Annotated in this window: 12 protein-coding genes; 9 read left to right on the forward strand and 3 right to left on the reverse strand. The window is 30.5% G+C overall.

The annotated features are described in order from the left end of the window. On the reverse strand, positions 1-3006 hold a 3006-nt coding region (locus tag RSC72_RS06480; protein ID WP_332543723.1), incomplete at its 3' end, for an Ig-like domain-containing protein. A 973-nt stretch (positions 3007-3979) separates the two neighbouring features. On the opposite strand from RSC72_RS06480, the gene RSC72_RS06485 reads away from it, so the two are divergent. The 5 genes from RSC72_RS06485 (at position 3980) to RSC72_RS06505 (ending at position 7818) form a co-directional block, all read left to right on the forward strand. Continuing rightward, on the forward strand, positions 3980-4402 hold the full coding sequence (locus RSC72_RS06485; RefSeq protein ID WP_332543722.1) for a hypothetical protein: 423 nt from the start codon (positions 3980-3982) through the stop codon (positions 4400-4402). Between the two features lie 192 nt (positions 4403-4594). After that, on the forward strand, positions 4595-4825 hold the full coding sequence (locus tag RSC72_RS06490) for a hypothetical protein (protein ID WP_332543721.1): 231 nt from the start codon (positions 4595-4597) through the stop codon (positions 4823-4825). An 86-nt stretch (positions 4826-4911) separates the two neighbouring features. Then, the gene (locus RSC72_RS06495) at positions 4912-5754 is read left to right on the forward strand and encodes an MbnP family protein (protein ID WP_332543720.1); all 843 of its coding nucleotides are present in this window, start codon (positions 4912-4914) and stop codon (positions 5752-5754) included. 61 nt (positions 5755-5815) lie between these two features. Further along, complete coding sequence (locus RSC72_RS06500) at positions 5816-6859, forward strand: cytochrome-c peroxidase (RefSeq protein ID WP_332543719.1); 1044 nt, start codon at positions 5816-5818, stop codon at positions 6857-6859. Positions 6860-6864: 5 nt separating this feature from the next. Further along, positions 6865-7818, forward strand: coding sequence for a hypothetical protein (locus tag RSC72_RS06505; RefSeq protein ID WP_332543718.1), 954 nt, complete (start codon positions 6865-6867; stop codon positions 7816-7818). A gap of 506 nt (positions 7819-8324) precedes the next feature. On the opposite strand, the gene RSC72_RS15830 is transcribed toward RSC72_RS06505, so the two are convergent. Together RSC72_RS15830 and RSC72_RS06510 are read right to left on the reverse strand one after the other, a co-directional pair. After that, positions 8325-8606 (reverse strand): IS1 family transposase, encoded by a 282-nt coding sequence (locus RSC72_RS15830; protein WP_442879132.1) that lies wholly within the window; start codon positions 8604-8606, stop codon positions 8325-8327. Further along, complete coding sequence (locus RSC72_RS06510; protein WP_332543717.1) at positions 8533-8937, reverse strand: transposase-like zinc-binding domain-containing protein; 405 nt, start codon at positions 8935-8937, stop codon at positions 8533-8535. The genes RSC72_RS15830 and RSC72_RS06510 overlap by 74 nt, the downstream gene beginning before the upstream one ends. A gap of 477 nt (positions 8938-9414) precedes the next feature. Between RSC72_RS06510 and RSC72_RS06515 the strand changes: the two genes are divergently transcribed. From RSC72_RS06515 to RSC72_RS06530, 4 genes are all read left to right on the forward strand, one after another. Beyond that, a complete protein-coding gene (locus RSC72_RS06515; RefSeq protein ID WP_332578451.1) occupies positions 9415-11772 on the forward strand; it encodes a beta strand repeat-containing protein in 2358 nt (785 codons plus the stop codon). 428 nt (positions 11773-12200) lie between these two features. Continuing rightward, positions 12201-13049 (forward strand): hypothetical protein, encoded by an 849-nt coding sequence (locus RSC72_RS06520; protein WP_332543715.1) that lies wholly within the window; start codon positions 12201-12203, stop codon positions 13047-13049. Positions 13050-13081: 32 nt separating this feature from the next. Further along, positions 13082-14809, forward strand: coding sequence for a sensor histidine kinase (locus tag RSC72_RS06525; protein ID WP_332578452.1), 1728 nt, complete (start codon positions 13082-13084; stop codon positions 14807-14809). A 24-nt stretch (positions 14810-14833) separates the two neighbouring features. Next, a complete protein-coding gene (locus RSC72_RS06530; protein ID WP_332578456.1) occupies positions 14834-15496 on the forward strand; it encodes a LytR/AlgR family response regulator transcription factor in 663 nt (220 codons plus the stop codon). Positions 15497-15527: the final 31 nt, after the last annotated feature.

Below are 15527 nucleotides of genomic sequence, written 5' to 3' on the forward strand. Positions count from 1 at the left end.
AAAACTTGATGAATTGAATGTAATTCCTGAAAGTGATGCTTTTGTAATTGTTAAATCTGCATTTAATGTTTGATCGACATAATTCGTACCTCCATCTATTGTTGCAATTACTTGATGAACGCCTGTTTCTGTTTGATTATTTCCAGCATAAGTTACTGATGTTCCTTTAGGTAAATTCCCTGAAATTTCAATTATTTTTGAAGTTCCATCGTAAACAAAACTTGATGAATTGAATGTAATTCCTGAAAGTGATGCTTTTGTAATTGTTAAACTATCCGTTTTAAAATCAATTTTATAATTACTATTTGCAACTAAACTTCCTTTACCAATTAAATAAGCTCCTACATTTTCTCCTGCATCACGAACTAAACTTCCTGATAATACATTTGCTTCTTGATCATTATTTTTGAACCCCGTAACAGCAAAAGTTAAACTTGGATCTAAGGTTCCGTAAACTTTATTTTGTGCATTTGCCGTAACTTTTAGCTGTGCAACATTGATATTAATATTTTGCGAAATAGAAATAGCTGGTAAATAATTAGAAGATCCACTTTGATTTGCTGTAATAACTACTAAACCAACTTTCTTTGCTTTTAATTTCCATTTATTTTGATCATTTATATCTTGATACACTTCTGCTATCGTAGAATCTGATGAAGAATAAGAAACCTCTAATTCTGAAGATGCTGTTGCTCCAAGGCTTATTATATCTCCATAATCTATATCAGATAAAGGAGAAAATGAAATTTTTTGTTCACCTATCGCTTTTGCAGAAATTGTTGTTTCCGAACTTAAATTACCAATATTATCTTCTGCTACTAACACATAATTGTACGTTTCTCCATTGGTTAGATTTGGGTCAATATAACTCAAGCGCCCTTTAGGTAAAGTTGATAATAAACTTTTAACACTATCGATTATTTTATACAAATTATACTGTTTAAAGTCAGTTTCTTGATTTTTATCCCATGATAATTCAACTTTTCTATCTTTTCCTATGGCTTGAAAATTTGATGGAGAATTTGGTTGTTGTGTATCTATTGCATAATTATTAGAATCTGTTGTTGCAACTCCTGAGTTACCTGCTAAATCTGTAACTCCTGTATTATCTAATGTAATAACATTTGTTGTATTTGTAATGCCAGGATCTGGTGTAAATGTTGCTGTCCATGTTATTCCTCCATCAGTACTTAATACTCCACTTAAAGTACCGTTTTCAGCTTTAAGATCTCCATCATCAAAACCAGTTACGGCTTCACTAAATGTTATAGTAACAGTTGAAACATCTCCTATTTTTAATGAAGTTTTTGAAGTAGTAATTGTAGCAGTTGGAGGTAAAGTATCTAGTGTTACGGTTGCGCTATATATTGTAGAGGAGTGCCATGCAGCATCAAATAGCGTAATGGTAATCTCTTTCTCTCCATTCGTGCTTCCTACATTAATCCTAAAACTGTTTGTATATGCAATCGTTGTTGGTGGCAAGCCATTAATTGTGTATCTAATATATGTGATATCGTTTACGCCTATATCCGGAGTTATTTCAATAGCTACATTCGTATTATTCGTGTATTGACCTCCATTATTAATGAGAACCGAAGCTTTAGGAGGGGTCATATCCAAAAAAATGCTGCTTTGCAAGACGCCAACGTTGCCAAAACGATCAAGAAGCTGCACATAAACTGTTTTGTTTCCATCCCCTGACGACAATGTATATGTTTTTCTCGGGTTATAGCTTTCTAATGAAGACCAATAAATATTATCATTCGAAAATCTCATACTAACAATTTCATTAGAACCTGCAGTAGGTACAATAAGTAGATTTACCGCTCGATCCGTTGTATACAGAGCACCGTTATTAATCGTTAAATTTCCTGTAGGTATTGTGGTATTTAATGCAAAATCCCAAGAATATAGCGGAGATATATTACCCGCTGCATCTATTAATTCAACTCTAATCGATTTCTCACCATTTTCAGATCCTACCCCAACTGAAAATGGTGACTGGTATGCTTGAGTCGTTGATATAGGAGACTCATTTACTGAATACCGCATACTAACAATATCATTAACGCCTAAATCTGGTGTAATCCTTACATCTACATATTCATGATTCGTGAAGGAGCTCCCATTATTTATTACAATATTTGCAGTAGGTCGCGTTTTGTCTATTGTAAATTGAATAGTTTGTATTTTATTTCCATTAGTTACCGTTAGTGTATATGTACCTTCATTTGTAACAGTTGTACCATTAATGTAAGGAGCTCCATTCAAAGTTGCTGTTCCAACATTAAAATGAGGCGTTACGTTATTTCTATAAAAACTTCCATTCGTTACGCCTGTTATTTCAATTTCGGTCACCTCAGTATAGGTAATTACTAGATAAGGACGCTCAGTTCCACCTAAATGTGTTTCAGTTGTTTTAACATAATGTTCATTATGTAAGATCTTCGCAGCTTCTGCTTGTTCAGCAGAAAATGCTGAGAAGATAAATGTTGCATGAGGATTAGACTTGTAAATTTCATTGGAAACATAACTTGTAAAATCATAAGGCCCAATAACAGGCTTTGTAGTTGGGGCATTCATAGCTACAGACCTAGCGATTGTAGATCCGGCTATAGGAGTTGGTAAAGTAGCATTAGACACTTCATTTTGAGTCCAGTTGTGGTTCAAGCTAGATGAAGCTTTCAATGAAAAGCTAGCTGCTCCTTGAATAACACCACCTTTTATGGGGAAATAAAGCAGTGCAGTTTCTACTTCGTACCCTTCTGGAACTACTGGTAATTTAAACTTTAGTAATACTTGACCCTCTACAGGTACACCATAAATTCCTTGATATCCTACATCAAGATTTCCGAGGTTTCCATCCTCAGACATCCTTTTTGAACCATGAATTCCTTCATAAACAATTGTGGTGTTTTCTGATGCATATAAATGGGATGGTAAATTTTGTGACCATACATTACTCCATACAATAAAGAAGAGTATTAAGAAGTAAAATTTTCTCATATATTATTTTTATTTTTTATAATATGATGAGTAGAAGAGTAAATACAAAATCACAAAAATTAACCTTTACAAAATAATTATTAGGGAGACATCAAAGGGGACAAATAAGAATCAAATGTTATTTAACTTAAAAAAATAATTCAGAAAAAAGTAGTCAATAATTTGATTAACAAGATATTAAATTTCAAAATTTCAGAAAACATACAATAAGTTATAAACTTAATTGATTTAGATATTTATTACTAAAATAAGTTATTATTTATAAACTGTATAGTTGTCATTGTTCAATTAAATTGAACGGTTATCGAAGTATTGTTAAATAACGGTTTGCCTATAAATCAGCAATGAATCATGATTCTTTGAAGACCTGATTAGATAATTGATAAAAAGTAATTACTTTAATAAGTTTTCATAAAGGAAAAAAATCATATAAAATTAAAATAAAGAAAATACAAAAAAAACATTATTAAGGAGTTAGAAACAGCTCCTTTTTATCATGATAATTTCTCGTTATTTTCGAATCTTCATCTCATAAATATGCTCTTTTAGGATAATAAATTTTAAACCGTTATAAGTTAATTATAAAGAAAACTAATAGTTTATTAAACCAAATATTGATTAAAAAAAAATGGCCTCTTTGTCTTCCAAAGGTACCATTTGTCTTTGCGGACTTAAAGGTACTTCTGTTGAACATTTGATGTCTTTTTTGATATTTTTGAGTGAGATTTAATTTTAAGATTTTTAAAAAGTAATTTACAATGTTTTAGTATTTTAAAAATGGATCTTCCTAGCTTTTAAATGGTATAATTTGTTTTAATAAATAAAAAGTATCAAATTTATTTATTTGATTATATATTAACTGGGTTAATTTATATTAAAAATATATACTAACACATTTGAAATATTACCTTCAGTTTTAAAATAACGTTTAACACTCAAATAAAGGTTTTGAATGATTCGCTGATATTTTTCATTGTTCTACACGCAAAGACTTTCTACTTTTACAAAAAAAAGTCTGAAAAATATTTTATTCATAATAACCGTTGTAATTATAAGCTGTAGACCACTTTTTGCAGTAATAGATTATGTCGTAAATTATGAAAAAATTGTAACCGAACTTTGTATTAATCGTAATCGACCAGAACTTACATGTAATGGTATTTGTTATTTAAAAGACGAAATTTCGAAAAGTGCAAAAGAGCAACAATCAAAAGATAAATTACCAACTGCTTTTAAAAGCTTAGATTTATTTGTTGAAACCAAAGTTTTAGAAGTTTCTTCAACTACTTTTTCTAAAAACAAAAATCAAATAAAAGATACTTTTTTAGATTATTCTTCTCTATTTTATTTACAAAAAATAATTCAACCACCAATTAAAGCGATATACTTTAGTTAATTTTTTAATTTATGTATCATCTATGCTTAATCTTTTGTGCTGAAAATAATTTACACGAAATGTTATAACGCACTTATTTTTACATTATTTTTTTCACTTGCTTTTCGTACATTAATTCCTTTTACAATCTATTTCACTTTTCAGGAAAAGATTAAGGAAACGTTGTGTATTAATCTCGATAAACCTGAGATAATGTGTAACGGAAAATGTTTTTTAGCAAAACAATTAAATCAAGTAGAAGATCATCAACATTCATCAAATATTCAAAAAAACATTCAGTTTGGTGATGTTTTTATTGCCGATGAAATTGATTTTTTTACACACGAACAATGTAAATCTATTGTGAAAAAACAATTCACTTTTTGGATAAATAATTACTTTTTTCAGTGGAAAATTTCACTGTTAAAACCGCCTATTGTTTAGTTTTTTACACTAAAAATAATTGTTTGAATAAACTGAATATTTATTCGAAAAAACTCATTATGCTTAAAAAACAAACAATTAATAAAATGAAAAAATTTAATAAAATATACACTTCTATACTTCTTATAACCCTTACAATTTTTACGTCATGCACAACTAACGATGATGATTTTTCTACAATTGACACAGGAAAAGCAGGAAATATTCAGCTAAAATTTGAGAATGGTTTCGAAAATCTTGGGGGAATTGTACTTCATAAAACTACGCAAACTTCTGCAAATGGTCAGAAATATAATTTTACAACACTAAAATATATAATTAGTAACATCACATTAATTGATGAAGCGGGAAACGAATATGTTTATCATAAAAATAATGCAGACAAAGGGGCATTTATTATTGATCAAGAAAAAGCTGTTGCAAATATAATTTATGTTGATCTAAAAGATGTTCCTCAAAATAAGTATATAAAAATAAAATTTGGTTTAGGAACTCATCAAAATGCGTATTTATTGGGTCATGACGGACAAGCTCAATTTTGGGATAAAGCCAAAGAAAACGGTATGACATGGTCGTGGGCTGCTGGTTATGTTTTTGTAAAACTAGAAGGTTTATATGGAACAACCGAAGCTACAAATCCGTATAAAAATCACACCGGAAATATGGGAAATGTTATTGCAAATAATACGGCAGATTTATACCGAGAAATCACTCTAAATTTACCAAATACGGCTCGTGTAACCTCAAAAATAAAACCTGCAATTCATATTATGGCAGATTTAAATCAATTTTTGAGCGGCGAAAAAAAATTGACTTTAAATACAAGTACCGAAAACTCAATGGGCTCTTCGCAACATCTTATAAATGTAACAGATAATCTAATAAAAATGTTTAGAGTAGATCACGTTCACAACAATCAATCGAACTAATTATCATCAACCAAAGGTTATATCTAAACACCTTTAGATATAACCTTTTTAAAAGAAAAAAATGAAAAATATTGTTTTATTAGTCTGTTTTACACTCAATTTTATAAGTTGCACAAACGATGATATTGACAAGGGAATTCCTATTAATGAAAAATATGAGTTAAAATATCCGTCATATTTTCCTTCGCTAACTTTTGATACAATTCGCTATCCGCTTTCTAAAAATGGAATTGAATTGGGACGAAAATTATTTTACGATGGTCGTCTATCCCGTAACAATACTATTTCGTGTGGATTTTGTCATATTCAAGAAAATGCTTTTACACATCACGGACACAATATTAGTCATGGAATTGACGATCGCTTAGGTATTCGAAATGCACCTTCGATTCAGAATCTAGCGTTTCTAAATCGCTTTATGTGGGACGGTGTAATTCATGATTTGGCACAACAATCTATCTCGCCAATTTCTAATGAAGATGAAATGGATTCTTCGATTGAAGAAATTGTTTCTAAGCTCAAAAATGACATTAATTATCGTTCTTTATTTAAAAGTGTTTTTGGAGATGAAAACATAAATGGTGAACGAATTTTGAATGCACTTGGACAATTTATGGCAGCAATGATTTCTTCAAATTCGCGCTACGATTCTTATCTAAAAAAGGAAGGAAATTTAACAGATGAGGAAAAATATGGAATGAATTTATTTCAGAAAAAATGTTCTTCTTGTCACAATGGTGTGTTATTTACCGACGAATCTTTTCGAAATACTGGACAATATTATGATGCACAATACAAAGATGGCGGGCGTTTTCGGGTGACTTTAGACTCTATCGATTTTATGAAATTTCGTGTTCCAAGTTTACGCAATATTGAATTAACAAAACCATATATGCACGATGGTCGATTTTATAGTTTAGAAGCTGTTCTCAATTTTTATGAACAAAATGTAGAGAATCAAAAAAATCTTGATCCGGTTTTAAAACAAAATGATAGAATTGGAATTCCGATGACCGAAAATGAAAAGAAAGCAATTATTACTTTTCTAAAAACATTGACTGATCAAAAATTTATTACTAATCCTGCTTTTGCAGAGTTCAATTAAAAATTATGTTAACAAGATATTTCAACTTCATCCTATTTCTATTTTTCTCAACATTTGGTTGGGCAAAATCTAATAATGACTCAATTCTACCATTATACTTTATAGATACCGAGCTAGATTGTGACGCTTGTGGATGCGCTGCAACTTCGGCATCAAACGGAATCGAAAATTTGATAGCATCTAACTTTATTGGTGTTCGTTATTTTCATCAATTCTACAAAGCCAAAGAAAATACTTTTTCCAATCAACTTTCTCAAAAACAAAGTTTCAATACCATTCAATTATGGACAAGAATTCCTATTCATAAAAAGATTGATATCAGCGTAAGTTTACCTTATCATTTTCATGAGAATAATGGTCTAAATAGAACATCAATTTCGGGAATTGGAGATTTAAACGTGATGGGAATTGTTAAAATTATTCAACCAAAAGAAATAGAACAATCTATCAAACAATCCTTATCAACAGCTATTGGAGTTAAAATTCCTATAGCTAAATTTAATCAACAAAACACAGAAACAACTAACCCAAGTTTTCAATTAGGAACCGGAAGTTGGGACACCCAATTTGCATTAAATTATCAATTAATTTATTCTAATTCTTCGGTTCAATTTGTGACAGATTATAATTTGAAAGGAGAAAATAAAAAGCAATATAAATTTGGAAATCAATGGAATCAATTGATTCAAATTCAGCATTTATTTGTTTATAAAAACATTGAATTATTAGGCAAAATTGGTTTCCAGAATGAACTTTATTATGCTAATCAACAATTTAATGAAAAAATTCCAAAATCAAAAGGTGATGCTAAATTTATAAAATTAGGAATTGAGGGTAAAAGTAATCGTTTTAATTATGGAATTGAATATTATCAACCTATAAAATCAAATTTAAACTCCGAAGAAGTAGAAATTAAGAATCGATTTGGTGTCTTTTTAAACTACAATTTATTTAAATAATTAGGCTTAATAAAATATATACTCTTTTTTTGTATGTGTTGTACTATCTGTAAAGTGAGTTTGATTTTTACTTTTATGGGTAAATTTTTAGTTCTGATTTTTGATTGGAAAATCTAATATATTAAAAAAGAAATGACTTGACCAAATGATAAAAATAATTGATCTGAAAAAATGTTAAGTCAGATTGTGTTTAGTGGGTGAAGATGAATTAAAAAACTCAAACTTTCAATAACAAAAAATGGCACTCTTTGTCTTCCAAAGGTGCCATTTGTCGTTGGGGGCTGAAAGGTACTTCTGTCGAACATTTGATGTCGTTTTTGACATTTTTGCACAAGTTCCAATTCAAAAGGTTTTAAAATTAATCTACATTTTTAAATTTGGAAATTAGCTCTTTTTAGTTTCTTAAGTCAATAATAATATTTAAGTTAGGTATTATTTAAAAATATTCAACTACAAAAATAGATGGTTAAAGTATCTGTATTTTTAGTGTAAAAAATTGTTTTTTTTTAAAGATGAGTGCGTAAATTTAAATGATTTCGTTCGGTATGATTCGTGGAACGAAATCTGGTTGAATGAAGCTCTGAAGGAATAACTAATAGATAGGTATTGAGTTTATCAGTGTAAGTTTTCGTTGGATTACTTTTGATAATAGATATAAGTAGTTTTTTGAAAAGTTCTATTGTTCTATAACCAAAATGAAAGACATGAATTTGTCTAGTTCGAAGTGAGAATGTGTAGGTAATCCAAAGTGGTTTTAATCTTTTTTTTACGAAAGGTTTTGAGCTCATCTACTTGAAATTCTTTGTCTTCTTCTTTGAATTTAGATGGTGTTATTTTTGAAGTAATTTGTAGAAACTGTTTGAGTAAAGTAATCGTTGAAATTTGTAAATATCGAGCTGTAATTCTTACTCCTAAACCTTCTTTAGTTAAGTGAATAATAGTTGAATTGATTGTTGAAAGATAGGCGTTGTATGTATAAATTTCTACAGTGGTTTGGTTACAAGATTTACATTTATAACGTTGTTTGCCATTCTTAGTTCTACCATATTTGATTAATTTAGTAGAACAATTGGAACATATTTTTGTTTGATTTTCAATAGTAAAGGTTGGTTTTGCCATATATTGTAGGATGTAATTTATGCGAAAAGTTGCTACCAACACATTTGATACACAAGGTTTTCAGATCAATTGATTTTAGTTATTTTAAAGGCATAAAAATACCCGATAATGGATTAATGTCCGTTATCGGGCTTGATTATTTTATTATTAAATTACTTGTAGTCAAATTATTACTGAATAATTGCACATCTGAAACACTACCAAGTATTATTTCCCTCATATTCTCTAAAAAAATATTTTTTAATGAACTTTTTAAGCACATATTGCAAATTTGCGCGATCGGGTTATCTGGATATCTCAATATTATTTGTTTGGAGTAGGCAGAATAGAAAGATTAGAAAGAAAAGTTATTTTGTCTTAAAAGAAGTATAAATCTGATGAAGCAGTTTATGCATTTTGTCATCATTATTTTGAACTTCATCCACATGTTTTTTTTTTGAAATTCAAAATAATTTTCCTTTGCAGGAAAATTAGTAAATGAAGAAACATTTTATTATTGTGGTAATTTTTTTTTCCGGTACTGCTTTTAGTCAGGTCGGCATTAATACAGAAAATCCGCAAGCAACATTAGACGTTACGGCATCGGCAGGCGACCTTACTAGAGTAGATGGAATTATAGCTCCTCGAATAACAGGAAATGAACTGTTCTTAAAAAATAACCTTTATGGTAGCAAGCAACAAGGAACATTAATTTATGTTACAGCACCAGCAACTGATGTAAATCTTAGTGGAGACACTATAGATATTACAGAAGTTGGATATTATTATTACAATGGTGTTAAATGGGTGAAAATCAATGGACAAAATTACACCAGCTCAGCCTCTGTAGCGCTCTCAAGTACAAACACATTCGAAAGAGCTGCACTAACTGGAGATGTGACAGCTGCAGCCAATAGTAACCAAACAACAATCTCAAATAATGCGATAATCTCTGAAAAAATTTTAGATGGAACTATTTCTACAGTAGATTTAGCAGACCAGGCAGTTACAGCTTTCAAATTAGCAGATAACTCAGTAAATACTACAAAGATTATCGATGGAGCTGTTACTACAGTAGATTTAGCAGACCAGGCAGTTACGGATTTCAAATTAGCAGACAACTCAGTAAATACTACAAAGATTGTCGATGGAACTATTGCTACAGTAGATTTAGCAGACAACTCAGTAAACAGTACAAAGATTATCGATGGAACTATTGCTACAGTAGATTTAGAAGACCAAACAGTTACGGCTATAAAATTAGCAGATAACTCAGTAAACACTACAAAGATTATCGATGGCGAGATTACTACAGCAGATTTAGCAGACCAGGCAGTTACGGCTATCAAATTAGCAGATAACTCAGTAAACACTACAAAGATTGTAGATGGCGAGATTACTACAGCAGATTTAGCAGACCAAGCAGTAACGGCTTTAAAATTAGCAGACCATTCAGTAAATACTACAAAGATTGTAGATGGCACCGTTTCTACAGCAGATTTAGCAGACCAAGCAGTATCGGCTTTAAAATTAGCAGACCAATCGGTAACGGCTATCAAATTAGCAGACAACTCAGTAAATACTACAAAGATTATCGATGGTACCGTTTCTACAGTAGATTTAGCAGACCACTCAGTAAATACTACAAAGATTATTGATGGCACCATTTCTACAGTAGATTTAGCAGACCAAGCAGTATCGGCTTTAAAATTAGCAGACAACTCAGTAAATACTACAAAGATTATCGATGGCGAGATTACTACAGCAGATTTAGCAGACCAAGCAGTATCGGCTTTAAAATTAGCAGACCAATCGGTAACGGCTATCAAATTAGCAGACAACTCAGTAAATACTACAAAGATTATCGATGGTACCGTTTCTACAGTAGATTTAGCAGACCACTCAGTAAATACTACAAAGATTATTGATGGCACCATTTCTACAGTAGATTTAGCAGACCAAGCAGTAACGGCTTTAAAATTAGCAGACCACTCAGTAAATACTACAAAGATTATCGATGGCACCGTTTCTACAGCAGATTTAGCAGACCAAGCAGTATCGGCTTTAAAATTAGCAGACCAATCGGTAACGGCTATCAAATTAGCAGACAACTCAGTAAATACTACAAAGATTATCGATGGTACCGTTTCTACAGTAGATTTAGCAGACCACTCAGTAAATACTACAAAGATTATTGATGGCACCATTTCTACAGTAGATTTAGCAGACCAAGCAGTAACGGCTTTAAAATTAGCAGACCACTCAGTAAATACTACAAAGATTGTAGATGGCACCGTTTCTACAGTAGATTTAGCAGACAAAGCAGTGACTCCTTCAAAAATTCAAAAAGGGGCAGACGGATCTATATTAATATCTAACAGTACGGGAGTAAGTTGGGAACAACCAAAGTCAACGGTTACCTATGCATACGCACCAAATACTGATGCGTTATCATCACAAGACATGTTAATAGAAAGAACTAATGGAACAAAAAAGCCTTTATTAAGCATAACACTACCTAGATTTTCAAAACGTACTATTCTTCAGATAAGTACTACAATATCTTATAATTTAAGTAATAATAATAGAAATTCCTGGGTAGGAACAGCATTAAGAGTAGGTAGTTTAAATTTAACTGAAAATATAGTTCCAATTGAAGGAGCTCAGAATAGGGGGTTACTTTACACTAATAATTTGAACGCATCGTTTATAGCAGAACCTGACACAGATTACACTATTTTAATAGAGGGTGTTGGTGGTTACCAAAGCGGCGGGGATGCAGAGAATTTCGTAACTGTTACTTTTGGAAGTAAAAATTCTGATCGTGTTCATATCACAGCCATTACAATGGAGTAACATGAAAACTTCATATATAATTCAAAAAAAAGGGTTAATTATGTAAATTAACCCTTTATATATCTTCAAGATAACTCTACTTTAACATTAGTAAACTAATTGTTATTTTTAGAATGGTTTTCTGTAGAAGCCTCCACAGAGGTGGCTCCGAATCCTAATCGACTAAAGTCTAACGACAGTATACAAGTTTCTTTTGTCTCCAAAAGCATAATAAGAGTAAAAACTGGTAATTACCAAAGCGATACGGAGAATAGATCTTTTCACTTTAGTACTAATGGACAATAAAAAGATCACTAAATCAAAAACTCCCATAAACAGCATATAAATCCGATGAAGCAGTTTATGTATTTCGTCATCATGATTTTGAACTTCATCCACATGTTTTTTTTTAGAATCAAAATAATGTTATTATTGCAGGAAAATTAAAAATGAAGAAACATTTTATTATTGTGGTAGTTTCTTTTTCCAGTACTGCTTTTAGTCATTTCGGCATTAATACAGAAAATCCGCAAGCAACATTAGACATTACCGCATCGGCAGGCGATCTTACTAATGTAGATGGAATTATAGATCCTCAAATAACAGGAAATGAACTGTTCTTAAAAAACAATCTTTATGATAGCAAGCAACAAGGAACATTAATTTATGTCACAGCGCCGGTAACTGGTACAAATATTAGTGGTGACACTATAGATATTACAAAAGTTGATTATTATTATCATAATGGTGTTAAATGGGTGAAAATTACTGGACAAAATTACACTGGCTCAGCCTCTGTAACACTCTCAAGTGCAAATATATTTGAAAGAGGAGCGCTAAATGGAGATGTGACAGCTGTAACCAATAGTAATCAAACAACAATCTCAAATAATGCTGTAATTTCTGCTAAAATACTAGATGGAGCTATTTCTACAGTAGATTTAGCAGACCAGGCAGTAACGATTGCAAAGCTACCGGCTGGCGCAACAGCTACAACCTTTCTTAGGGGAGATGGTACCTGGAAAGAAGGTTGGAGTCTTGCTGTAAATAGTATAGGAGCAGCTGATTTTATTGGAACTACTAACGATACTACAGGAGGAGGAAATGTCTTTCAAAGCACTGACGCGAATATTATAACATCTGCTTATATGACAGGAAGCACTACAATGAAGGTTGTGAATCACGATATTCTTGAAGCGGGTACTTATACTTATAGAGTAGACGTTTTTGTTGGCGGCGGTAATACATTTGGAGCACAGGGTATTTTAAAAAAAAGATTCTTCTTATATAGTTACTAGTTAGTTTGTTAAATAAAAGAATGTATAATAAAATGAAAGTAACTCATCTCTGTTCAAGGACAATATGGACTTTTATATCTTTAATTTGTTTTTCATTTTCGTGTTTTTCGCAGGTAAAGAATGATAATTTATTTTCAAAAACAGATTCCTTATTAAGATTAGACCAATGCAAGGAAGTAATAAAAATTCTACCTCCAATAAAATTTAAAAACAACATCAGACTTTATATACAATATTTGCGTGCTCAAGAAATTTGCAATAATAACGAATATGCTCTTACCCTATCTATCAAGCTTCTTAAAAATGGAAACTTAAAGTCTAATGAAAAAGCTAGGATTCATCTCCTGAATGCCAAATTATATGAAAAAATTAGTGACAAAAAGAACACGATAATTAGCCTGAAACAATGCCAAGCTAATATCTCAAAAACTACAGAAGAAGATATTCTCCAACTTTGGAATGTAAGAATGTCATCATACTATAGGGTGATGACCAATAAAAAAGATTCGGCTAAATATTATGCAAAAAAGGCTCTTCAATATAAATCCGGTGAAGTTGCATCTGCTTATTTTTTAAATGCTTATTTATCAACGGATTTTAATGAAAAAATTTATTATCAGAAAAAATCAATTAGATATCATGATAGTATTAACAACAAATATGTTGCAGCCAGCTTACGGGGATCTCTTGCAAGGATCTATAAAGATCATAAAATAGTCGATTTGTATGAAAAAAATTTTCATGAAGCCATAAAAATCCTTTCAAGCTCCAAAGAAGATATTAATCGCATTGACTTATATAAATGTTTAAAAGAATTCTATTCATATAAAAATAATTATAAAATGGCACTATTATATGCTGATAGTCTATCACTAACCACTAAAAGGATGGATAGCATCTACAACATACGTCAGATTGCTATACTGGAAAAAAAATATGACAATAGACAAAATGAAATTAAAATAGCAAATATCAGTGCACTGATAAATGAAAAGAATAAAACCAATAATATATTAATTGCATTAATAATTCTTTTTATATTGTTTTCTATAATTATTGTCCGACTTCTCGTCATACTTTATACCAAAAAAAAGTTAATCTCTATTAAAAGTAATCTTTTGAGTAGAAATAATAAACAATTAAGAGATTCACTCAGTTACAATGAAGTTCTTATGAAAGAAAATAACCATAGAGTGAAGAACAACTTAATGATGCTTGCCGGAATAATGAAAATAGAAACAAGTAAAACGGATAATGAGTTATTGAAAAACAAACTAACAGAAATAGAGAATAGAATCCATAGTATTTCTACAATTCATAAATACATCTATCAGGTTAATAATTATAGCAGCATTAACATCCAATCGGTATTACAAGATGTGATACAGAAAACCAAGGAAGAATTAATTCCCGTGCATCTAGCACAATATATTTCTCTTCGTGCAGAGTCTGTAGAAATGGAAATATCTAAAGCTATTCCTTTAATACTTATCGTAAATGAGCTATTAACCAATAGTATAAAATATGCGCTTCATTCAGAAGATGATCAGATCCTTATAACATTAAGTAAAAACAAAAACAAAATAATATTAACAATAAATGATACTGGCAGTGGATATCAACCGATACTCAAAAATAAAGAAACCAAAACCACAGGGCTATATCTTATCGAAATCTTAACCATTCAGCTAAAAGGGGAATTAAAACATTATAAATTAAACAAAAAATTCTTCTCAACACAATTGGTATTTAATTTATAATTCAATGAAAAAAAAATATTAATTATTGAAGATGAAATGATTATAGCGGCATCTGTATCAATATCTCTGGAAGAATTAGGATATGAAGTTACTGGAATCGTAAGCGAAATATCCGAAATTAAAAATCTTAAAAAATATAATCAGAAAATTAGTCTGGCTTTATTAGATATCAATTTAGGAGCTGGTAATATTAATGGTATTGAAGTTTCAAAACATCTTAAAGCCTTAAATATTCCTTTTGTCTATCTCACCTCATACGGAGATAAGGATACTCTTAATAAAGCACTAGAGACAAAACCTTTAGGCTATATTATGAAGCCTGTCACCAAAATAACGCTTTATTCTCAATTGGAGCTGGCTTTTAGTATAATAAATCAATCTTCGGTAACCATTGAAGATTCTGGAAAAATTCATTTTATAAATCTTAATAATATACTTTATATTCAGGCTGAAGGTAACTATTCTACAATTTACAAATCAAACAGGAAAATTGTATTAAGAAAAAGTTTAAAAAAACTGAGCATTCATTTCCCTGAGTTTTTTATTCAAATTCATAAATCATACTTACTGAATAGCAATCATGTAGAGTCTATTAACGAAACTAATATTGTTTTAAAAGGCAAAACCATATTACCACTCAGCAGACATTATAAACAAAAGGTTTTAAGTTTTATTTCAATAAAATGAAAGTAGGAAGAAGCTGATATTTGATAACTAA

The organism is Algoriella sp. (assembly GCF_036647415.1).
Lineage (GTDB): Bacteria > Bacteroidota > Bacteroidia > Flavobacteriales > Weeksellaceae > Empedobacter.

Excerpts from the sequence above, each read along its gene's own strand:
- RSC72_RS15830 (WP_442879132.1), bottom strand. The coding sequence starts at position 8,606 with ATGAGCTCAAAACCTTTCGTAAAAAAAAGATTAAAACCACTTTGGATT.
- RSC72_RS06505 (WP_332543718.1), top strand. The coding sequence starts at position 6,865 with ATGTTAACAAGATATTTCAACTTCATCCTATTTCTATTTTTCTCAACA.
- RSC72_RS06495 (WP_332543720.1), top strand. The coding sequence starts at position 4,912 with ATGAAAAAATTTAATAAAATATACACTTCTATACTTCTTATAACCCTT.
- RSC72_RS06515 (WP_332578451.1), top strand. The coding sequence starts at position 9,415 with ATGAAGAAACATTTTATTATTGTGGTAATTTTTTTTTCCGGTACTGCT.
- RSC72_RS06525 (WP_332578452.1), top strand. The coding sequence starts at position 13,082 with ATGAAAGTAACTCATCTCTGTTCAAGGACAATATGGACTTTTATATCT.
- RSC72_RS06510 (WP_332543717.1), bottom strand. The coding sequence starts at position 8,937 with ATGGCAAAACCAACCTTTACTATTGAAAATCAAACAAAAATATGTTCC.
- RSC72_RS06500 (WP_332543719.1), top strand. The coding sequence starts at position 5,816 with ATGAAAAATATTGTTTTATTAGTCTGTTTTACACTCAATTTTATAAGT.
- RSC72_RS06490 (WP_332543721.1), top strand. The coding sequence starts at position 4,595 with ATGTGTAACGGAAAATGTTTTTTAGCAAAACAATTAAATCAAGTAGAA.
- RSC72_RS06520 (WP_332543715.1), top strand. The coding sequence starts at position 12,201 with ATGAAGAAACATTTTATTATTGTGGTAGTTTCTTTTTCCAGTACTGCT.